The 20,736-nt window shown below is 59.0% G+C and carries 19 protein-coding genes; 10 read left to right on the top strand and 9 right to left on the bottom strand.

The window, feature by feature from the left end; all coding sequences use genetic code 11:
- Positions 1 to 6 precede the first annotated feature (6 nt).
- On the bottom strand, positions 7 to 783 hold the full coding sequence (locus FS819_RS22160; protein WP_234624834.1) for a 5-oxoprolinase subunit PxpA: 777 nt from the start codon (positions 781 to 783) through the stop codon (positions 7 to 9).
- 279 nt (positions 784 to 1,062) lie between these two features.
- Here FS819_RS22160 and FS819_RS22155 point away from each other — a divergent pair, with 279 nt between their 5' ends.
- A complete protein-coding gene (locus tag FS819_RS22155; RefSeq protein ID WP_156550290.1) occupies positions 1,063 to 1,962 on the top strand; it encodes a LysR family transcriptional regulator in 900 nt (299 codons plus the stop codon).
- 30 nt (positions 1,963 to 1,992) lie between these two features.
- Here the strand turns inward: FS819_RS22155 and FS819_RS22150 are convergent, their stop codons facing one another.
- Positions 1,993 to 3,450, bottom strand: a complete 1,458-nt coding sequence (locus tag FS819_RS22150; protein WP_156550291.1) for an NAD-dependent succinate-semialdehyde dehydrogenase — start codon at positions 3,448 to 3,450, stop codon at positions 1,993 to 1,995.
- 93 nt (positions 3,451 to 3,543) lie between these two features.
- Positions 3,544 to 4,470 carry a 2-hydroxyacid dehydrogenase gene (locus FS819_RS22145; RefSeq protein ID WP_156550292.1) on the bottom strand — a complete coding sequence of 309 codons (927 nt, stop codon included), beginning with the start codon at positions 4,468 to 4,470 and terminating at the stop codon, positions 3,544 to 3,546.
- A 236-nt stretch (positions 4,471 to 4,706) separates the two neighbouring features.
- Between FS819_RS22145 and FS819_RS22140 the strand changes: the two genes are divergently transcribed.
- Both FS819_RS22140 and FS819_RS22135 read left to right on the top strand, forming a co-directional pair.
- Complete coding sequence (locus tag FS819_RS22140) at positions 4,707 to 5,630, top strand: GNAT family N-acetyltransferase (protein ID WP_180641075.1); 924 nt, start codon at positions 4,707 to 4,709, stop codon at positions 5,628 to 5,630.
- A 272-nt stretch (positions 5,631 to 5,902) separates the two neighbouring features.
- Positions 5,903 to 6,376 (top strand): hypothetical protein, encoded by a 474-nt coding sequence (locus FS819_RS22135; protein WP_156550293.1) that lies wholly within the window; start codon positions 5,903 to 5,905, stop codon positions 6,374 to 6,376.
- A 48-nt stretch (positions 6,377 to 6,424) separates the two neighbouring features.
- On the opposite strand, the gene FS819_RS22130 is transcribed toward FS819_RS22135, so the two are convergent.
- Complete coding sequence (locus tag FS819_RS22130) at positions 6,425 to 7,438, bottom strand: 1-aminocyclopropane-1-carboxylate deaminase (protein ID WP_156550294.1); 1,014 nt, start codon at positions 7,436 to 7,438, stop codon at positions 6,425 to 6,427.
- Between the two features lie 162 nt (positions 7,439 to 7,600).
- On the opposite strand from FS819_RS22130, the gene FS819_RS22125 reads away from it, so the two are divergent.
- Positions 7,601 to 8,065 carry an Lrp/AsnC family transcriptional regulator gene (locus tag FS819_RS22125; protein ID WP_156550295.1) on the top strand — a complete coding sequence of 155 codons (465 nt, stop codon included), beginning with the start codon at positions 7,601 to 7,603 and terminating at the stop codon, positions 8,063 to 8,065.
- Here the strand turns inward: FS819_RS22125 and FS819_RS22120 are convergent, their stop codons facing one another.
- On the bottom strand, positions 8,066 to 8,731 hold the full coding sequence (locus FS819_RS22120) for a GntR family transcriptional regulator (RefSeq protein ID WP_060717109.1): 666 nt from the start codon (positions 8,729 to 8,731) through the stop codon (positions 8,066 to 8,068).
- 400 nt (positions 8,732 to 9,131) lie between these two features.
- Between FS819_RS22120 and FS819_RS22115 the strand changes: the two genes are divergently transcribed.
- Genes FS819_RS22115 through FS819_RS22095 form a run of 5 tightly spaced genes read left to right on the top strand, consistent with a single transcriptional unit; the run spans position 9,132 to position 15,312 of the window.
- Positions 9,132 to 10,295, top strand: a complete 1,164-nt coding sequence (locus FS819_RS22115; RefSeq protein ID WP_234624850.1) for an NRAMP family divalent metal transporter — start codon at positions 9,132 to 9,134, stop codon at positions 10,293 to 10,295.
- A 32-nt stretch (positions 10,296 to 10,327) separates the two neighbouring features.
- A complete protein-coding gene (locus FS819_RS22110; RefSeq protein WP_156550297.1) occupies positions 10,328 to 11,092 on the top strand; it encodes a LamB/YcsF family protein in 765 nt (254 codons plus the stop codon).
- An 11-nt stretch (positions 11,093 to 11,103) separates the two neighbouring features.
- Complete coding sequence (locus FS819_RS22105) at positions 11,104 to 11,910, top strand: putative hydro-lyase (protein ID WP_156550298.1); 807 nt, start codon at positions 11,104 to 11,106, stop codon at positions 11,908 to 11,910.
- Between the two features lie 7 nt (positions 11,911 to 11,917).
- Positions 11,918 to 13,555 (top strand): 5-oxoprolinase subunit B/C family protein, encoded by a 1,638-nt coding sequence (locus tag FS819_RS22100; protein ID WP_156550299.1) that lies wholly within the window; start codon positions 11,918 to 11,920, stop codon positions 13,553 to 13,555.
- A gap of 20 nt (positions 13,556 to 13,575) precedes the next feature.
- On the top strand, positions 13,576 to 15,312 hold the full coding sequence (locus tag FS819_RS22095) for an acetyl/propionyl/methylcrotonyl-CoA carboxylase subunit alpha (RefSeq protein ID WP_156550300.1): 1,737 nt from the start codon (positions 13,576 to 13,578) through the stop codon (positions 15,310 to 15,312).
- Between the two features lie 67 nt (positions 15,313 to 15,379).
- Here the strand turns inward: FS819_RS22095 and FS819_RS22090 are convergent, their stop codons facing one another.
- Positions 15,380 to 16,621: a saccharopine dehydrogenase family protein gene (locus tag FS819_RS22090; RefSeq protein WP_156550301.1), complete on the bottom strand. Its 1,242-nt coding sequence runs from the start codon at positions 16,619 to 16,621 to the stop codon at positions 15,380 to 15,382.
- Between the two features lie 38 nt (positions 16,622 to 16,659).
- Complete coding sequence (gene nspC, locus FS819_RS22085; protein ID WP_234624835.1) at positions 16,660 to 17,757, bottom strand: carboxynorspermidine decarboxylase; 1,098 nt, start codon at positions 17,755 to 17,757, stop codon at positions 16,660 to 16,662.
- Between the two features lie 263 nt (positions 17,758 to 18,020).
- Here nspC and FS819_RS22080 point away from each other — a divergent pair, with 263 nt between their 5' ends.
- The gene (locus FS819_RS22080) at positions 18,021 to 18,911 is read left to right on the top strand and encodes a methylenetetrahydrofolate reductase (RefSeq protein WP_156550302.1); all 891 of its coding nucleotides are present in this window, start codon (positions 18,021 to 18,023) and stop codon (positions 18,909 to 18,911) included.
- 6 nt (positions 18,912 to 18,917) lie between these two features.
- Here the strand turns inward: FS819_RS22080 and FS819_RS22075 are convergent, their stop codons facing one another.
- Both FS819_RS22075 and FS819_RS22070 read right to left on the bottom strand, forming a co-directional pair.
- Positions 18,918 to 19,715, bottom strand: a complete 798-nt coding sequence (locus FS819_RS22075; RefSeq protein ID WP_156550303.1) for an ABC transporter permease — start codon at positions 19,713 to 19,715, stop codon at positions 18,918 to 18,920.
- The gene (locus FS819_RS22070; RefSeq protein WP_156550304.1) at positions 19,712 to 20,578 is read right to left on the bottom strand and encodes an ABC transporter permease; all 867 of its coding nucleotides are present in this window, start codon (positions 20,576 to 20,578) and stop codon (positions 19,712 to 19,714) included. The genes FS819_RS22075 and FS819_RS22070 overlap by 4 nt, the downstream gene beginning before the upstream one ends.
- Positions 20,579 to 20,736 lie beyond the last annotated feature (158 nt).

Here is a 20,736-nt window from a genome sequence, read left to right as displayed (position 1 = left end):
CTCCGGTTACTTGAGAATGTCTGAAAGAGGCGAAATGCGAATGCCTTCAGCGACCAGCGCGTCGCGCATATGGCGGACGATATCGAAAGCGCCCAGCGTGTCGGAATGGAAGCAGATGGTCTCGAATGGCACTTCGATGTCTTTGCCCGTCACCGCCGTGACCTTGCCTTCCAGGCAGGCGCGCAGCACCTTGCGGGCAATGGCGGCGGGATCGGGACGCCCGACATCGCGGGTAAAAACGATAGAGCCGCTTTCGTCGTAATCACGGTCGGCGTAGAATTCCCGCGCCACCGGCTGGCCCGCCTCGCGCGCCGCGATTTCGGTGGCCGAACCCGCCATGCACAGCACATAGGCATTGGGGTTGGCGGTGCGCATATAATGCACGAAAAGCTGTGCGAGTTCGGGGTTAACAGCCATTTCCATATAGAGCGCGCCGTGTGGCTTCACATGTTGCAGGCTGGAGCCATGGCGGCGCACGAATTCCTTCAGCGCTCCGACCTGGTAGACGATATCATTGACCAATTCGCGCGGCGTACCATTGATCTTGCGCCGTCCAAACCCCTGAAGATCGTCGTAACCGGGATGAGCGCCGATACCGACACCATGCTCCGCCGCCAGCCGCACGGTCTCATCCATCAGGTTTGGATCGCCAGCATGAAAGCCGGTGGCGATATTGGCAGAACTGATTAGCCCCATCAAAGCCTGATCGGCGGTATCGCCGATCCGCCAGCGGCCAAAGGCTTCGCCCAGATCACAATTGATATCGACAGATTCAAGCGCCACAGGGAACCTCTATGCTTTATTTTTATGCAAAAAACTTAACTGCCATCATTTTCGTCAGGAAAAGCTAGGCAGAAAATCATCATTTGAAAAATGGTATTTTCAGAAAGTCATTATCTGATTTATTGATGGCTTGAGCTTGGAAGACCCAAAGAAAAGTTTGAATGTTTTTCGCTCTGTAGACCGTACAATGCAGGTGAATATTTCGGCTTCCACAATCAGAAGATTAATCATTCTGATTTTCAGATGGCACTATCAGAAATTACGATGGGAGTTCGTGTCATGTCGCTCAGTCTTCGCCAGATCCGCTATTTCGTGGCGACCGCCGAATCCGGGCAGGTCTCGCAGGCCGCCATCAACCTCGCTATCTCGCAATCGGCGGTGACCACGGCGATCAAGGAGCTTGAAACCATTGTCGGTGCGCCGCTGTTCGAGCGTACGCCGCATGGCATGGACCTGACCGAAGCCGGGCGTCTGCTGCTGTCCCAGGCCTATGACATCCTGCGGAAGGTTGATGACATCACCACGCTCAACCCCGTCACCGGCAAGGTGCAGGGCAAGCTCAGCGTCGCCGCCAGCTATACGGTGATCGGTTATTTTCTGCCGTTGCATATCGAGCGGTTGAAACGGCAGTTTCCGGGTGTCAATATCCAGCTGTTCGAACTCAACCGGGAAAGCGTCGAAGAGGGCCTGCTTGCCAATCGTTATGACGTCGCCGTGCTGCTGACCTCAAACATTCTCAACCCGGAACTGACCACCGAAACGCTGCTGAATTCGCAGCGGCGGCTTTGGCTCCCTGCCCGCCATCCGCTGCTGACACGTCCCTCGGTTGGCCTGAAGGACGTGGCAGAGGAAAACTATATCATGCTGACGGTGGACGAAGCGTCGCATACCACGCTGAAATACTGGAGCCCGACACCCTACCAGCCGAAGGTGACGCTGCGGACATCCTCGGTTGAGGCCGTGCGCTCGCTGGTCGCCAACGGCCAAGGCGTCGCCATTCTCTCCGATATGGTGCATCGGCCATGGTCGCTGGAGGGCAGACGGATCGAGACAATCACACTGACCGACCCGGTACCCTCCATGGATGTCGGCCTTGCCTGGCGGCGCAATGCGGACTTCAGCCCGGCCATGGAGGCGTTTCGCGCTTATTTCCGGCGGGCCTTTCATATTCCGGGGTAGGTTTCCCTGCCCCGGAATGATGGGTAAAGATCAGGCCAGACCGCCGATATGGAAGGTCTTCATTTCCAGATATTCCTCAATGCCGATCTGCGCGCCCTCGCGGCCAAGGCCGGATTGCTTGACGCCGCCAAACGGTGCCACTTCCGTGGAAATCGCCCCGGTATTCAGACCAATCATCCCCGCTTCCAGCGCCTCGGCCACCCGCCAGGAGCGCTTCAGGCTTTCGGTGTAGAAATAGGCGGCCAGACCAAATGGCGTGCCATTGGCAATCTCCAGCGCTTCTTCCTCGGTTTCGAACTTGAACAACGGCGCGACCGGGCCGAAAGTCTCCTCGCTGGCCAGCAACATGTCGGTTGTCGCACCGGTCAAGACCACCGGCGCCGTAAACTGCGCACCCTGCGGCAATCTGTGCGCATCGGTGATGATCTTCGCACCCTTGGAAACGGCATCCTCGACATGCTGACGGATCTTGCCAATCGCCGCCTCGTTGATCATCGGTCCAATGGAAACGCCTTGCTCAGTTCCAGGGCCAACCTTCATGGCATTGACGCGAGCGGTCAGCTTGGCGGCAAAGGCATCGTAGACGCCTGATTGAACCAGGATGCGGTTGGCGCAGACGCAGGTCTGGCCGCCATTGCGGAATTTGCAGAGGATCGCACCTTCGACCGCCAGATCAAGATCGGCATCGTCAAACACGATGAACGGCGCATTGCCGCCAAGCTCCAGGCTGAGCTTCTTGATCGTATCGGCGGCGCCGCGCATCAGCAGCGACCCAACCCGGGTCGAGCCGGTAAAGGAAATCTTGCGCACGACGTCATTGGCCATGATTTCATTGCCGATCTCGGTCGGCATGCCGGTGACGATATTGATGACGCCAGCCGGAATACCAGCACGCTCGGCCAGCACACCCAGCGCCAGAGCGGAATAGGGCGTGAAATCCGAGGGCTTGATGACCACAGTGCAGCCCGCCGCCAAGGCTGGGGCCACTTTGCGGGTAATCATCGCATTGGGGAAATTCCAGGGCGTGATGATGCCGCAGACACCAACCGGCTCCTTCAGCACAACGATGCGGCGGTCGGTGGTTGGCGAGGGAATGGTGTGGCCACCGATGCGGCGAGCCTCTTCCGCAAACCACTTGACGAAGGAGGCGCCGTAGCGGATTTCGCCGCGCGCCTCATCCAGCGGCTTGCCCTGTTCCATCGTCAGGATCAGGGCCAGATCCTCGATATGGTCGATCATCAGACCGTACCAAGCTTCCAGCAACCCAGCGCGCTCCGCATGGGTCTTTTTCTTCCAGAGCTTGAAGGCCTTTTCCGCAGCCTTGATGGCGGCGCTTGTGTCATCGCTGCCCATATCCGGCACCGTGCCGATCACCGCTTGCGTGGCGGGATCGATGACATCGATCACCTTGGCGGATGCCGCATCAACCCATTCGCCGCCAATCAGGCCCTGCTGACGCAGCAAGGTCTTGTCTTTGAGATTATGCATAGGAAGTCCTTGATAGAGTGAGACGAAAGGTCCGTCCTGCCGTTGAAACAAAACAACGGTCCTGCCGCAGGCACCGTTGGAGTTGGAAAATCTTTAATATCCGCGCTGGCGATCAACAAGGCCAATCATCTGTTTACCGGATCGATGACGACGGATATTGTCGATCACTGCCATGGCCGCCGTTTCCGGCTGGGTGACACTGGCAATATGGGGCGTGATGATCACATTCGGCTGCCGCCACAGCGGATGGTCCGATGGCAGCGGTTCCGGATCGGTAACATCGAGAAAGGCGCTGGCGAGATGGCCGCTATCGAGCGCTGCCAGCAACGCTGCCTGATCCAGTTGCGCACCGCGCCCGGCGTGAACGAGGGACGCGCCGCGCGGAAGGCGGGCAAACAGGTCGGCATTCAGGAAATGCCGGGTCTCTGATGTCAGCGGCAAAAGACAGACGAGAATATCCGTCTGCTTCAGCAGATCTGGCAGGGTCTCTATTCCGGCATGACAGGTGACATCATCGATTTCGCGCGGCGAACGGCTCCAACCCGACAGCTGAAAGCCAAAAGGCTTCAATCGCTCCAGCGCCGCCTGCCCCAGCAGGCCCAGGCCCAGCACCGTCACCCGTTGCGAAGGCGCCTGGGATGTAATCGGCAGGGGCTGCCACTCACCTTGCTGTTGCTGACCAATATAGGCTGGCAGCTTGCGGTGAACGGAAAGCACGGCAAGCGTGATATATTCTTGCATCATCCGCACGATTCCATCCTCGACCATTCGCACCAGCTTGACGGTATCGGGCAACCGGGCGGGATCGAACTGATCGACACCGGCGCCGATGCAAAACAGCACTTCGAGATTGGTGTAGCGCTCGATCTCCTCCGGCATCGCCCAGGTCATCAGGTAGCGGATACCCTCAGGCTCGACCGGCGATGGCGCAACATGAAAATCCAAATCGGGCATCTCGCGTGCGAAGGCCTGCGCGAAGACCGCGCCACGCGCCGGATCTGAATTGAAAAGAAAGGCCATGATTACCCTAAAACTGGATAGTCCCATCCGGCGTCATTGACGAGGTCGGTGCGACAAAAATGAGCATTGGATGTGAACGTAACGCGCTTTTATCAGGCTAAGTGTCGCTCTTGGCGGTTTTTTCGATAAAACCTGCTGGAAATTCATGCGGTTTCAGTCGAATCTATTGCCTTGGACAGCTTTAGATAAGCATTGGCGGCCTCAGCTGCAAACCGACCCGATGCAAGGAAGACAATGTGACGGTGAAAACGTCGATCCAGGTGGAATCCTTTGAACTGACGTTGACCGATATTCACGACGTCGGCATCGACCGCTTGCATGGTCTTTCCGTCGCCGTCGGCTGGCCGCACCGGACCGAGGATTGGGCTTTTCTGCTGGCAAATGGCCAAGGCGTCGCGGCCATCGACCCTATAGACCGGGTGCTGGGCTCGGCCATGTGGTTCCCCATGGACGAGAATTTCGCCACCATCGGCATGGTGATCACCTCCCCACGCCTGCAAACGCAGGGCACAGGCCGTTGGCTGATGGATCATATCCTGGGCAATATTTCCGTCGCACGGCTGGGGCTGAACTCCACCCGTGCGGCACGACGCCTCTATCGCAGCATCGGCTTTGCCGTCGAAGCGCCGGTCTTTCAGTGCCAGGGCGAGGCAAGGCTGCTGCCGGAAACCGTAAAGCCCGCTGACAGCTCACAGCTGCGCGCGATAAAACCCGAGGATTTGCCAGAGATCGCCACGCTGGATGAAATAGCCTTCGGTGCAAATCGCCAGCGATGGCTTGGCAACCTTCTGCCTCTGTCCGAAGGCGTGGTACTGCTGCGTGCTGGTAAAATCGTGGCTTTTGCTCTCTCCCGGCCCTTCGGGCGTGGCCATGTGGTCGGTCCGGTGGTTGCCGCCAGCGATGAAGATGCCATTGCTGTGACGCGACCTCATGTCGCACGTCATCAAGGGCGCTTCCTGCGGCTGGATACGCGGCATGGCTCCGGTGCCTTTGCGGAATTTCTGCTGGAATCCGGGCTTTCCCTGTTTGATACCGTCACCACCATGTCGCTGCGAGCGCCGTGGCCGGTCGGACCAAAAGGGGAACCCGGCGCCGATGACAAGGGCCACCCAGAGCCCGATGCCATCACTTATGGATTGGCGAGCCAGGCACTGGGTTGACTAACACACCCCGACAGTCGTAAAGCGGCGCTCCCCTATCGGTTCGCAGGTGATTGACCGCTGCTTCGCGGTCTCTCCCTTGGGCTGATGCAAGACTTTTTTAACATCCATGTCTTACAGCGCGATGCGTCGGTGACGACATCAGCGTCACGCTGTAACATATTCAATATACTGCATAATTTTCAACCCGACCGGTTGCGGTCGGGCCGATTATGCTGTAGCAGCGCCACCCCGGCATCTCACAGCCGGGCCATTCATGAGTTGCGAGTATTATGCCAAGATTGACCCCTTCCGCTCCGGTATTTCATCGGAAAATCGAAACCTTTTGCGAAGTGCGGCTTGCGCCAGCGCTTGCCAAATCCGATTACCAGAATTTGCGCAGCTATATGCTCGGGCTGATCGTTCGTCAGGCCACGCCGCCTTTGCATGGCGGCCGTCCGAACTGGAAAGAAATTGGTGCCACCTGTCTGCTCAGCGAAGAAGGCTTGGCCACTGCGCGCCGCGAAGGCCGCCATGCTTTCGAAGCCATCATGCGCTGGGTTACGCTGGCCCAGAAGGCCAAGGCTGCGCCCGCACCGGCCCCCACCCCGGTCGCCCGTCCCGCCGCTGCCAAGACCATGATCCGCCCGGTTGGCATGCGCACTGTCTCGGCCAACAGCAACCGCCGCCCGGTAGAGCGGATGCCCGCTGCAACCACCACGACTCGCGTCGCATTTGCCCCCAAGAAGGCTGGCGTTCGCGGCTGAAATGTTTACGAACCGGCCCTTTTCGGGCCGGTCGTCTAGCTGATGGTTTCAGCCGTTGCGGAACGCATACCCATAGCCGTTCAGGGCCGGTGCACCGCCAAGATGGGCGTAGAGCACTTTAGAACCTTCCGGGAAATATCCCTTCTTCACCAGATCGATCATGCCCTGCATGGATTTCCCCTCATATACAGGGTCGGTGATCATTCCTTCCAGACGCCCCACAAGACGAATGGCATCCTTTGTTTCTTCCGAAGGGACGCCGTAAACCGGATAGGCGTAATCCTCGACCAGAACGATATCCTCCGGGCGCATCTCACGGCCAAGCTTAACCAGATCCGCCGTGCACTGGGCAATCTCCAGCACTTGGGCGCGGGTTTGCTCCGGGGTGAAGGAGGCATCGATGCCAATAACATGGTCGGCGCGGCCATCCTTGGCAAAGCCAACCGCCATGCCGGCATGAGTTGAGCCGGTGACGGTGCAGACGACGATATAATCGAACGCAAATCCCAGTGCCGCTTCCTGCGCCCGGACTTCCTCTGCAAAGCCGACATAGCCCAGCCCGCCATATTTATGCACGGAGGCACCAGCCGGGATAGCATAGGGCTTGCCGCCCGCCGCCTTCACCTCTTCTATTGCCTCCTCCCAACTCCGGCGGATGCCGATATCGAACCCGTCATCGACCAGCCGCACATCCGCACCCATGATGCGTGACAGCATGATATTGCCGACCCGGTCGTAAACCGCGTCTTCATGCGGCACCCAGGCTTCCTGTACCAGACGGCATTTGAAGCCAATCTTGGCAGCGACAGCCGCCACCATACGGGTGTGGTTGGACTGGACGCCGCCAATCGACACCAGCGTATCGGCACCGGAGGCAATGGCGTCGGGGATGATATATTCCAGCTTGCGCAGCTTGTTGCCGCCAAAGGCCAGACCCGAATTGCAATCGTCCCGCTTGGCGTAAAGCTGAACCTTACCGCCGAGATGATCGGTCAGCCGCTCCAGCTTCTCGATCGGTGTGGGGCCGAAGGTCAGCGGGTAACGTTCAAAAGCGTCGAGCATGGCATCCTCATTGAAAATGGGGGTTGATAATGGCCGGATGCTAGACTTTTCAGTGTGAAAGGTGCTTTCTAAATTGCAATCTAAAGAAGGTTATATTTCAATTTTTCCAAAAATTATGATGCATAGGCTGATGATTAATCCCTGGAAATGGAAGATTCTTTCATGAGTGAATCCCTGGATCGCATCGATCTGAAAATGATCCGTCTGTTGCAGAAAAACGGTCGCCTGACCAATGCCGAACTGGCGGAGCAGGTCTCAATCAGCCCGGCGACTTGCCACAGGCGTACCCAGAAGCTGTTTGCGCAAGGCTATCTCACCGGTGTGCGGGCCATGGTGGCACCCGCCAAGGTCAACAGGGCGGCGCTGGTCATGGTTGGTGTGGTGCTGGACCGGTCAACACCGGACAGTTTTGCCGAGTTTGAAGCGGCGGTCGCCAAGCTGAATTTCGTGCTCGATTGCCATCTGGTGGCCGGTGATTTCGATTATTTTCTGAAAATCCGGGTCGGCGACATGGCCGATTTCAACCGCATTCACGGCAGTCAGTTGATCGCCCTGCCCGGCGTGCGGCAAACCCGAACCTTCTTCGTGATGAAGGAAGTGGTCGATAACCGGGCGCTGGAATTCTGATTAGCCAGCATCCGCCGTGGCGCGGGCAAATGCTGCCAACACCGTGCGCTCCGAGCGGACCAGATAAGAATCGAGAGCGGCAGCCGCCTCTTTCGCCTTGTCGGCTTCCAACAGGCCAAGGATTTCGCCATTCAGCTCCACAAAGGGCGCGTGCAGCAATTCCGGGTCGTCCAGCAGGCCAAAACTCAATCTTAGTTCCGCAGCGATTCGCGTATAAAAGTCACTGAGGCGGCTGCTGTCGGCGAGATCGACGATGGCGGCGTGAAACTGCATATTGGCGCTACCGACCCCCAGCCAGTCACGGCTATTGCGACAGGCCCGCGCGGTTTCCACCGCCGACCGCATCCGCCGGACGGCGGGATGACCGGAAAACGCCTGTTCCAGCGCCTTGCATTCTACCAGCCGCCGCACCCTGTAGATATCGATGATCGAGGCCATGCTGGGCGTGGCGACAAACACACCGCGATTGGCCTCGTGGCGCAGCAAGCCGTCCTTGGTGAGCAGCCGAAAGGCTTCCCGCAGGGAATTGCGTGACACGTCGAGCCGGGTGCTGAGTGCTGCCTCCGACAACCGCTGGCCCGGCTTCAACTCCCCGGCGATCAGCTGATCACGGATTTTTGTCACCAGCCGCTCCGCCAGCGAAAGGCTTTCATCCTCGTCTGCCATAGGTCCCTCTTGCCCAACCGCGAACATGTTCAGCGGCTGCCATCTTTCGCCGGGACTATTGCCGATGCCCGCCGGCAGAGCAAGGCAGCGCGGAAAACGGGGCAGACTTGCCCACACCATTGGCATGTCCTGCCGATATCGCAGGCAAGTCGCCCATGAAATAAACAGAATGATAGAACGATAAAATAAAATTGTTCAACAATATTGACGGAATTGTGAAACGTGGCAGACTAGCTGCATGGATCATCCGCAGAGGGGCGGATGACGATGACCATGGAGCCTCCCAATGGCGCAGAACCACGTCCCAGCGCGCGATACGCAGAAGATCGCCGTGACAAATAATTCAGGTCCGCAATCCCCCAAAACCCGTCGCGGCGCGCTGACAGCGGCGGTTTTCCTGATGGCAACATCGGCGATCGGGCCGGGCTTCATTACCCAGACCGCCACCTTTACCGCGACCATGGGGGCAGCCTTTGCGTTCGGCATCCTGGCCTCGATCATCATCGACTTCGTCGTCCAGTTGAATATCTGGCGGATCGTCACACTCACCCGGATGCGCGCCTCAGATATTGCCAATGCCGCCATTCCCGGCTCCGGCTATCTGCTTGCCGTTCTGGTCATTATCGGCGGGCTGTTCTTCAATATCGGCAATATCGGCGGCACAGGCCTTGGCCTCAACGCCATGCTCGGCCTTGACCCTAAATGGGGCGGCGCCATCAGCGCCCTGCTCTCCATTGGCATTTTCCTATCAAAGCGCGCAGGGCTGGCAATCGACCGCTTCATCATCGTCGCAGGCGTGCTGATGATCGCCCTGACGCTGTTTGTCGCCTATGTATCCGGCCCGCCACTGTTAGAGGCGCTACGCCAGACGATCCTGCCCGACACCATCAATTTTGCCACCATCACCACCATTGTCGGCGGCACGGTTGGCGGTTACATCACCTATTCCGGTGCGCATCGCCTGCTGGACAAGGGCACCGTCGGCATTGAAAATCTCGGTGCCGTCAACCGCGCCGCCCTGACCGGCATCGCCGTGACTGGCGTCATGCGTTATGTGCTGTTTTTGGCTGTGCTGGGCGTCGTCGCCAGCGGCGTGGTCATCGACATTTCCGGCAAAAGCGCCAATCCGGCCGCGCAAGCCTTCCAGAGTGCAGCCGGTAATATCGGACTTCGCCTGTTCGGCGTGATCTTCTGGGCCGCCGCCATCACCAGCGTCATCGGCGCAGCGTATACATCGGTCTCGTTCCTGACCGCCTTCAAGCAGGATATGAGCGAGCGGGCGCGCAATCTCGCCACCGTGGCATTCATCGCCATTTCGCTGTTCTTCTACATCATCATGACCACCCCGCCCGCGCAAATGCTGGTCTTCGTTGGTGGCCTGAACGGGCTGATCCTGCCCATCGGTCTATCAATTTTCATCTATGCGGCCTGGGCGCGCGCCGACCTGATGGGCGGCTATCGTTATCCGCGCTGGCTATTGATCCTCGGTGTCCTCACCTGCGCGCTGACATGGTACATGGCTTACAAATCGGTCGGGCCAATCTTCGCCCTGCTTGGCTTGTAACAGCTGAAGCTTTAAACAAGGAAGGAAAGCACATGGCTGCCATCGATCTCAACAGCGACCTTGGGGAAAGCTACGGCGCATGGAGCATGGGCGACGATGCGGCCATGCTGGCCGTGGTTTCCAGCGCCAATATTGCCTGCGGTTTTCATGCGGGCGACCCGTCCGGCATCTGGAAAACCGTTAAGGCCGCCGCTGAAAATGGCGTATCGATCGGCGCCCATGTGTCCTATCCTGATCGCGTCGGCTTTGGCCGGCGCGACATGGACGTGACCAGTGAAGAGCTGATCGCCGACGTGATCTACCAGATCGGCGCCCTGAAAGGCATGGCGGCGGCGGCCAACACCCGCGTCACCTACGTCAAGCCGCATGGGGCGCTCTATAACCGGATCGCCAATGATGCCCGTCAGGGCCAGGCGGTGATCGATGCCGTCAAAGCCATCGATCCCTCGCTGGTGCTGATGGGACTGGCCGGAGCACCCATCCTTAATCTCGCCCGCACGTCCGGCCTGAGCACCGTGGCGGAAGCCTTTGCCGACCGCGCCTATACGCCGGAAGGCCAGCTCGTCTCGCGCCGGGAAGCGGGGGCTGTTCTGCATGACGCGGAAAAGATCGCCAGCCGCATGGTGCAGCTTGCCCGCCAAGGCACGTTGGAAGCCATCGATGGCAGCGTGATCAAGGTCGAGGCGCAATCGATCTGCGTGCATGGCGATAGCCCTGGTGCCGTTTCTATTGCCCAGGAAATCCGCAGGCGATTCGAGGCTGAGGGCATTGCCGTCCAGCCGTTTGTAACTGCATAGGGAGAGAGGCGATGATTGCCTTGAAGCATCTGGCACATTGGGATGTCGAACCGGCGCGCGCCGCCCGTACCCGTTATCGCAGTGGCGCTGTGGAACCGACATCCGGCGTCGCCCCCGGCTTTACCCAGGCCAATATGATCGTCCTGCCGCGCGACTGGGCCTTTGACTTCCTGCTCTATGCGCAACGCAATCCCAAGGCCTGCCCGGTCCTTGATGTCTCCGATCCCGGTTCGCATCTGACCGAACTCGCCAAGGGCGCCGATCTGCGCACCGATCTGCCGCTCTACCGGATCTGGCGCGATGGCAAGCTGGCGGAGGAAACACCCGACGCCACCGCCGCCTGGGCCGAGCATCCCGATCTCGTCAGCTTCCTGATCGGATGCAGCTTCACCTTCGAGACGCCGATGGTGGAAGCGGGTATCGAGATCCGCCACATGACAGATAAAAGCAATGTGCCGATGTATCTGACCAATCAACCCTGCCGCCCGGCAGGCCGTTTGCATGGCAATATGGTGGTGTCGATGCGACCAATCCCAGCCTCGCGGGTTGCCGATGCCGCGACGATTTCCGGTCGGTTCCCGGCGGTGCATGGTGCGCCGGTTCATGTTGGTGCACCGGAACAGATCGGCATTGCCGATCTGGCCAAACCGCAATTCGGTGATCCCGTCCGCATCGAGCCGGGCGAAGTGCCGGTGTTCTGGGCCTGTGGCGTCACCCCGCAAGCCGCTGTGATGGCGTCGGGCGTCCCCTTTGCCATCACCCATGCGCCCGGCCATATGTTCATCACCGATATTCCCGATGCCGCCTATCACGCCTGAGGTTCCGATGCGCTTTCTCCCCGTCAGCCTGACGACGATGCTGGTCGAGCTTGCCGATCTCGATGAAACCCTGGCTCTGTTTGCCTCGCTTCAGGCAAACCCCGTCGCCGGCATCGATGAAATGGTGCCCGCCGCCCGCACCTTGATGATCCGGTTTCGCCCACAGACCATCTGTGCGGAAGCCCTGGCGGCTGAGGTCAGCACCCACGACCTGTCGGCCAAACTGGCACCATCCGATCATCTGGTCGAAATACCCGTAGACTATGACGGCGAAGATCTGGCCGACGTGGCGGAACTGACCGGACTTGCCGTGGAAGAGGTTATTCGACGCCATACGGAAAGCACGTTTACCGTTGCATTTTGTGGCTTTGCGCCGGGCTTCGGCTATCTCGTCGGTGGCGACCCTGCCTTGCACGTGCCGCGCCGCAAAAGCCCGCGCACCCGCATTCCCGCTGGCGCTGTGGCGCTGGCAGGCGCCTTCAGCGGGGTCTATCCGCAGGCCAGCCCCGGAGGCTGGCAAATCATCGGCGTCACACCGGTGAAAATGTGGGATCTCAGCCGCGATCCGCCAGCACTGTTTCAGCCCGGCTATCAGGTGCGCTTCACCGATATGGCGAAAGCGGTCTATCCGGTTGTTATTCCTGCAAGCGATGCAGCCCCTAGCAATCCGGCTGATGGGTTTTCCGAGACGAATGGCGCGGCGCATTTTACCGTGCTTGCCGCCCCCATGCCTGCGGTATTCCAGGACCTTGGCCGTCTTGGCCAGACAGGCCAGGGCGTTTCCGCCTCGGGCGCTCTGGACCAGGGGGCCTTGAAGGCTGCCAATCGCGTGGTGGGCAATCCGGCAGGCGTTCCGTGTCTGGAAATCACGCTTGGTGGCTTTTCTTTTGAAAGCGATAGACGCGCGGTCATTGCGCTGACCGGTGCGCCCTGCCCGGTCACCATTCGGGATGCCTCTGGCCGAGTCACTCAGGCTGAAACCTATCAGCCGATTGCGCTGGAACCCGGCGACACCGTCAGCCTTGGCCAACCTCCACAGGGCATGCGCAGCTATCTTGCCGTGCGGGGTGGCTTTGCGGTCCAGCCAGTGCTGGGCAGCTATGCCACGGATACGCTGGCCGTCGTCGGCCCTGAAGCGGTGACGGCAGGCACTGTTTTGACGCTGAAGGGCAGCAGCGAGGGTCTCACCTCCGTTTCCCTGCATGAATCTCCACCGCAGAACCTGCCGAGCGCAGGCGATATCGTCACGCTGGACGTCGTGCTTGGCCCGCGCACCGACTGGTTTACCGAAAGGGGTCTGGCGACGCTGACGGACCAGCTTTGGCAGGTGACGCCGCAATCCAGCCGCGTCGGCATCCGGCTAGCGGGCGACATGCCGCTGGAACGGATCGATAGCGCCGAACTGCCGAGCGAAGGCACCGCCACCGGTGCCATTCAGGTTCCCCATAGCGGCCAGCCGGTGCTGTTTCTCGCCGACCATCCGCTGACCGGCGGCTATCCTGTCATCGGCACGGTTGCCGAATATCATCTGGATCTTGCGGGACAGATCCCGATCAACGCCCGCATCCGCTTTCGGCCCATTGCCCCTTTCGCAGACATCGCCCCTGCCCCCACCCCTGTCCTTGGCCCTGCCGCGAACGCATAACGATAAAAGAGGAGACACCGATGAAGAAAGTACTGATCGCCAACCGGGGCGAAATCGCCGTTCGCATCATCCGCGCCTGTCGCGATTACGGGCTGCAATCGGTCGCGGTCTATGCCGATCCGGATATTGACGCATTGTTCGTGCAGCTTGCCGATGAGGCCTATGGGCTGTCCGGCGCCAAGCCGTCAGAGACCTATCTCGATATCGCCAAGCTGATCGATATTGCCAAACGATCCGGGGCAGACGCCGTCCATCCCGGCTATGGTTTTCTGTCGGAGCGCGCCGAATTTGCGCGCGCGGTGATTGATGCCGGTCTGACCTGGATCGGCCCCGATCCGCAGGTTATCGAAGCGCTGGGCGACAAGGTCGAGGCACGGCGGATTGCCACCAGCGTCGGCGCGCCACTGGTGGCAGGCAGCGACGGGCCGGTGGACACCGCCGAGGAGGTCATTGCCTTTGCCATGCGCCACGGCCTGCCGGTCGCCATCAAGGCGGCCCATGGCGGCGGTGGACGTGGATTGAAAGTCGCCTGGAAAATGGAAGAAATCCCGGAGCTTTACGCATCGGCTGTGCGCGAAGCGACCGTGGCTTTTGGCCGGGGCGAATGCTTTCTGGAACGCTTCCTCGACCGGCCCCGCCATATCGAAGCGCAGGTGATTGCCGATAAGCACGGCACCGTGCTGGTGCTCGGCACCCGCGATTGCTCTTTGCAGCGGCGAAACCAGAAACTGGTGGAAGAGGCTCCTGCCCCCTTCCTCACCGATGCTCAACGCCAATCCATCCACGATGCCGCCAAGGCGATCTGCGCGGCAGCGGGCTATAGTGGTGCAGGAACGGTGGAATTCCTGCTGGGCGTTGACGGCACGATTTCCTTCCTCGAGGTGAATACCCGGCTACAGGTCGAGCATACGGTGACGGAAGAAACCACTGGCATTGATCTCGTCATCGAACAGTTCCGAATTGCAGAAGGCCTGCCGTTGGCGATCACGCAAACACCGGTCCCACGCGGCCATTCCATTGAGTTTCGCATCAATGCCGAAGATCCGGGCCGTGGGTTTCTACCGACACCGGGCACGATCACCCGGTTTGCGGCCCCGTCCGGCCCCGGCGTGCGGCTCGACAGTGGCGTCGATACCGGCTCCACCATTCCCGGCGTCTATGATTCGCTGATGGCCAAGCTGATCGTCACCGGTGCCACCCGCGAGCAAGCCTTGCAAAGGGCAAGACGCGCCCTGAAGGAATTTCAGATCGAAGGCGTGGCGACAGTGCTGCCCTTCCACCGTGCAGCCATGGAAACCGCCGATTTCATCGGCACTGATGGTTTCAAGGTCCATACCCGCTGGATCGAAACCGACTTCGCCGCCATGCCTGAAGCGGCCATACGGCCGGAGCCGGTCGCCGACACGTCGCTGATCCGCACCCATGTAGAAATCGATGGCAAGCGCCATGCCCTCGGCATTCCGGTCCAGCTTCTCGCCGGGCTTGGCAGTTTGTCGGTCAATGCCGGACAGGCAGCTACAGGCGATGCCGGGAACTCGCCGGAAAAAGGCGCGATCACCGCCCCGGTGTCCGGCACGGTTCAGTCTTTCAAGGTGAAGGATGGAGATCGGGTTGCGGCAGGTGATCTTCTCGCTGTCATGGAGGCGATGAAGATGGAAACGCAGATCATGGCGACAACAGCCGGAACCGTCAGTCTCGTTGCCAGCGAAGGCGATTATCTGGCGGCGGGAAGCCTGCTCTTGAAGATTATCGCGTAACGACGTTTAATTTTCTCCACCCTTGGAACAACCCAAGGGTGGAGACGGGCAATGCCGTTTCAAAAAATCAGGCGAAATCCAGCGCGCGGTCGCCGTCTTCATCCTTGATGCGGGTTGGCAGGCCGATATGGTTGAGGATGTTGAGGAAAGGCCGTGGCGGCAATTCTTCGACATTGGCCATTTTCTTCACGTCCCATTCGCCGGTTGCCACCAGCATGGCAGCCGCGACGGGCGGAACGCCAGCCGTGTAGGAAATGCCCTGGGAGCCGACTTCGTTATAGGCTTCCTTATGATCGGCGACATTGTAGATGAAGACGGTCTTTTCCTTGCCGTCCTTCAGCCCCTTCATATAGTCACCAATGCAGGTCTTGCCTTCATAGTCGGGCGCCAGCGATGACGGGTCGGGCAGGCAAGCCTTGACCACTTTCAGCGGCACGACGTCCGAGCCATCGGCCAGCTTGACCGGCTGCTCGGACAGGAGACCAATGCTCTTCAGCACGGTAAACACATTGATATAGTGATCGCCGAAGCCCATCCAGAAGCGCACATCGGCGCCGTCCATGTTCTTGGCCAATGAATGCACTTCGTCATGACCGCAGAGATAGGCGCGGCGCGTGCCAACCACCGGCAGGTCGTAGTCCTTGCCGATCTCGAACATCTTGTTGACCTGCCATTCGCCCTTCTGCCAGGAATAGACGACGCCGGTAAACTCACGGAAATTGATTTCTGGATCAAAATTGGTGGCGAAATATTTGCCATGGCTGCCAGCATTGATATCGACGATATCGACATCCGTGACCTTGTCGAGATATTCATCCTTGGCAAGGCGGGCATAGGCATTGACCACGCCGGGATCGAACCCAGCGCCGAGAATGGCGGTAATGCCCTTCTCTTCACACTCAGCGGCCCGCTTCCATTCGTAGTTTCCGTACCATGGCGGCGTTTCACAGATCTTGTTCGGCTCTTCGTGGATCGCCGTGTCGATATAGGCAACGCCGGTATCCATGCAGGCGCGCAGCACCGACATATTGAGGAAGGCGGTGCCGACATTGATAACGATCTGCGAGCCGGTCTTTTCGATCAGCGCCTTGGTGGCGTCGATATCCAGCGCGTCAAGCGCATGGCCTTCCAGCACGCCCGGCTGTTTCATCGCCTTTTTCTCATGCACGGAGGCGATGATGGCGTCACATTTGCCCTTGGTGCGCGAGGCGATATGGATATCACCCAGCACGTCGTTGTTCTGGGCGCATTTATGCGCAACGACCTGGGCGACGCCGCCAGCGCCGATAATGAGCACGTTCTTCTTCATGATGCGGACTAACTCCTTTTGTCCAATCGTCAGAAGCCTCAGGAGAGGCTTTGTTCAAAGTCCGCATAGGAAAACTCGCGGACAGTCCTGATGCTGCCATCCAGTTCACGGATGGCGATGGACGGCATTTTCACGCCGTTAAACCAGTTCTTCTTGACCATCGTATAGCCTGCGGCATCCTGGATGGAAATCCGGTCGCCGACCTTCAAGGCTTCAGGGAAACGAAACTCGCCAAATACATCGCCAGCCAGGCACGATTTGCCGCAGATCATATAGCTGTGGTCGCCTGCATTCGGCTCCAGCTTGGCGGTTTCGCGGTAGATCAGCAGGTCGAGCATATGAGCCTCAATTGAGCTATCGACGATAGCGAGGTTCTTGCCATTATACAGCGTGTCCAGAACCGAAACTTCCAGCGTCGTCGATTTGGTGATCGAGGCCTCACCCGGCTCCAGATAGACCTGGACGCCATAATGTCCCGAAAACCGCTTCAGCCGCTCGGCAAACTGCGCCAGCGGGTAATCTTCGCCGGTAAAGTGAATGCCGCCGCCAAGGCTGACCCATTCGGCACGATGCAAAAGCGCGCCGAATTTCGCCTCGATGTCAGCAAGCATGCTGTCGAACAGGGCGAAATCCTTGTTTTCGCAATTGTTATGGATCATGAAGCCGCTGATGCGGTCCATGACCTTTTCCACCTTGGCGGCATCCCATTCCCCAAGCCGCGAAAACGGCCGGGCCGGATCGGCCAGATCAAAGCTGGAGGAGCTGACCTGCGGGTTCAGCCTCAAGCCACAGGTAATGCCGGAGGCCTTGTCACCATAGCGTTCCAACTGGCCTACCGAATTGAAGATGATCTTGTCGGCGTGGGAAATCACCTCGTCGATTTCATTATCGCCATAGGCAACGCTATAGGCATGAGTCTCACCGCCGAATTTTTCGCGGCCAAGTCGGACCTCGTAAAGCGAGGACGAGGTGGTGCCATCCATATACTCGCGCATCAGGTCGAAGACCGACCAGGTGGCAAAACATTTCAACGCCAGCAAAGCCTTGGCACCGGAGGTCTCGCGCAGAAGCGCAATCTTTTCCATATTGGAAAGAAGCTTGCTCTTGTCGATGAGATAAAACGGGGTCTGAAGCACGATGGCCACGCCTTTCCATGAATTCGAAGGGGTCGTTTAAGAAATCTGGCCCTTGAAGGCAAGTCGCTCCGGCCTTTTCCCGGAAAAATGCTTCAACCTGATGACACGACATTACTTTTTCATGCCGAAAAGGGCTTATATCCTCCCGGATGAAGATATTACGAATATCTCAAATGCATCAGTGACTTGAGCTTGTCGCAAATTCGAGCGGATTTTCGCCATGGAGATGCTAAAGACTGGCGGAAGCATTGCGGAGAAAGACCATGATGGACAAAGCGGTTCTGACGGATCATCGCGAATATTCTGCCGATCAGGGCAATCTTCTGGACACATGGTCCATTGAGGTCACTCCGCGAACAGCGGCGAAAATCGACAGTTTCCAGGCTCTGCTGCCAGCGGGTACCCGAATCTACATCGCCCATGTCGATGGTACGCCTTTCGAGGACATGGTTGCGACCGCCAGGCGCCTTCACGAAGAAGGCTTTCCGGTCATGCCACATATTCCGGCCCGAAGCCTAGCCGATGCCACGCAACTGGAAGACCTGTTGAAGCAATACCGGGATGAAGCCGATGTACGCCAGGCACTTCTGCTGGCTGGCGGCATTGCAAAGCCACGCGGCACGCTTTCCAGTTCGATAGAGCTGATTGAAACCGGGTTGTTTGACAGGCTCGGCTTTACCCGCCTGCATATTGCCGGCCACCCGGAAGGCAATCGCGATATCGATGCCGATGGCTCCACCACGCAAATCGATGCGGCGCTGCGCTGGAAGCTGGACTTCTCCAGCCGGACGGATGCGCAAATGGCCATTGTCACCCAATTTGCCTTCGACGCCAAAGTGATCATCGACTGGGCCGAGCGAATCGACGCACTCGGAATTGCATTGCCGATCCATGTCGGCATTGCCGGTCCCGCCAAGCTTCAGACACTGATCAAATATGCAATCTCCTGCGGCGTCGGCCCCTCCTTGAAAGTGCTGCAAAAACGCGCGCTCGACCTGCGTAAACTGCTGATGCCTTATGAGCCGACGGATATGGTTGGGCAATTGATCGCCTACAAGGCTGAAAATCCGCAGAGCAATATCAGTAAGCTGCATCTGTTTCCACTCGGCGGCATCGAGCCTGCGGCCCGTTGGATCGGCCAATACGCTCCTTGATGAGGATTACCCGGCTTTGGTTTTGGAACCTGCAAAAGCGGCAATGACAGCCACGCAAAACACCGAGACAATGAAAATCGCCCCGGACATCGCATAGATCGTCGGCGACGCGCCACCATTCATCTTGCCGAACAACACGACCGGAAGGGTATTCTGCCGCCCGGCCAGATAGAAGGCGCGGGTAAACTCGTTTAGCGACAACAGGAATGAAAAGATGAAGGCGCTGATCAGGCCCGGACGGATCAGCGGCAGGGTAATGTCACGAAACTGCCGCCAGCGGCTGGCCCCCAGATCCGCTGCCGCCATCAGAAACACGGGCCGCACGGCGGAAAAACCGGTGAGAATGACGATAAACGCAAAAGGCATGGCCCAAAGCAAGTGTCCGGCGGTAATTGTCCAGGTCGAGGGCTTGATGCCGCTGCGGCTGAACACAGTGGACAGCGCCAGCCCTTGGATAACACCCGGCACGAACATCGGCAGGATCACGGCAAGAAACCATAGATCGCGGATCCTGCGCAATTCGAAATAGGCCAGTGCCGCCATAAGCGACAGCAGCGTGGCGCCCGTTGCCGTCAACAGGGCGACGCTGGCCGATTGCCAAAGAGCCGCCATCAGCGCCGTTTCCGCTGGAAGGGCGGCATACCATTTCACCGTCAGGTCCGACAGGTTTGGCAGCCCGGGCTGGAGCGACGGATTGAAGGAGACCCCCAGCAGATAAAGCGGCGGCGCATAGATTGCCACCAGGCCGAAAATCGTCATGGCCCAAATCAATATCTGGTTTGCCCGTCCCTCTGCCCTCATCATGCCGAGCGATCTCCAAACAGTGCCGCCAGCCCAAACAGCCGGTTTCCAATTAGCACCATGCCGAACACCACGATCAGGACGATGGTGGAAATGGCGAAGGCCAGCGGATAATTCGCCACCCGCATCACATCGTTGATCATCACAGTGACGATGGAGGCCCCTGCCCCGCCGAGCATCTGCACTTCGGTCGATGAGCCCGCAACCATCACGAACACGAACAGGAAGCCAGCAAACAGACCGGACCGGGTGAGCGGCAGGAGAATGGTGACGAGTATGCGCCAGAAACCAGCACCGAGATCCTGCGCGGCGGCAAGGACGGTCGCATCCACCCGACGCATGGCGAGCAGCAAAGGAAAGGTGGCAAATGGCAGATAGGAAGCAACCAGCCCGACAATGACAGCGAAATCGCTGAACAGCAGCCAATCGACCGGCGCGCTGGTCAGGCCGAAATGTTGCAGCCAACCATTGATCACGCCGGTTCGCCCCAGCACCAGCCGCCAGGAAAACGAGCGGATCAGGTAGGAGGTGAAGAACGGAATCGTCATCAAAGCCAGGAGCACCACCGACAGCCTGCGGCCCGCCAGGAAATGCACCGCATAGGCGGCGGGATAAGCGAACACCAGACAGATACCCGCCGTCAGAAAGGCCTTGGCAAGCGTGGAAACAATCACCGTCCAGCGTCCGGCCTGGAGAATGGCGGCGTAGCCCGCCAGGCTGAGATCCGGCTTGATCCAGTAGGTCAATGGGTCCCAGGACCAGAAGCTCCACACCAGCACCACCAGCAACGGCGCAAGTCCAAGCGTCCCCAGCGCCAGAACAGGCGGCGCCATCAGCAAGACAGGCAGTCGTCCGGTCGATTTCATGCACGCTCCATGGGTAATTATGCAGCAAATTTAAAGCATTGCGGCATTTTTCATGAATTTCACAAAACGCATGGCGCAGTCAAATCATCAGAGGCCTGTCGCCGGGCGAAACACGGCGACAGGCTGACTTTAGGGTTTATGCCCCATGGAAACCACAG

Source organism: Allorhizobium sp. Av2 (genome assembly GCF_021462805.2).
In the GTDB taxonomy this organism is placed as follows: domain Bacteria; phylum Pseudomonadota; class Alphaproteobacteria; order Rhizobiales; family Rhizobiaceae; genus Allorhizobium; species Allorhizobium vitis_G.
The sequence above is the reverse complement of the archived record's forward strand: the minus strand, read 5'-3'. Positions and strand labels throughout refer to the sequence as shown.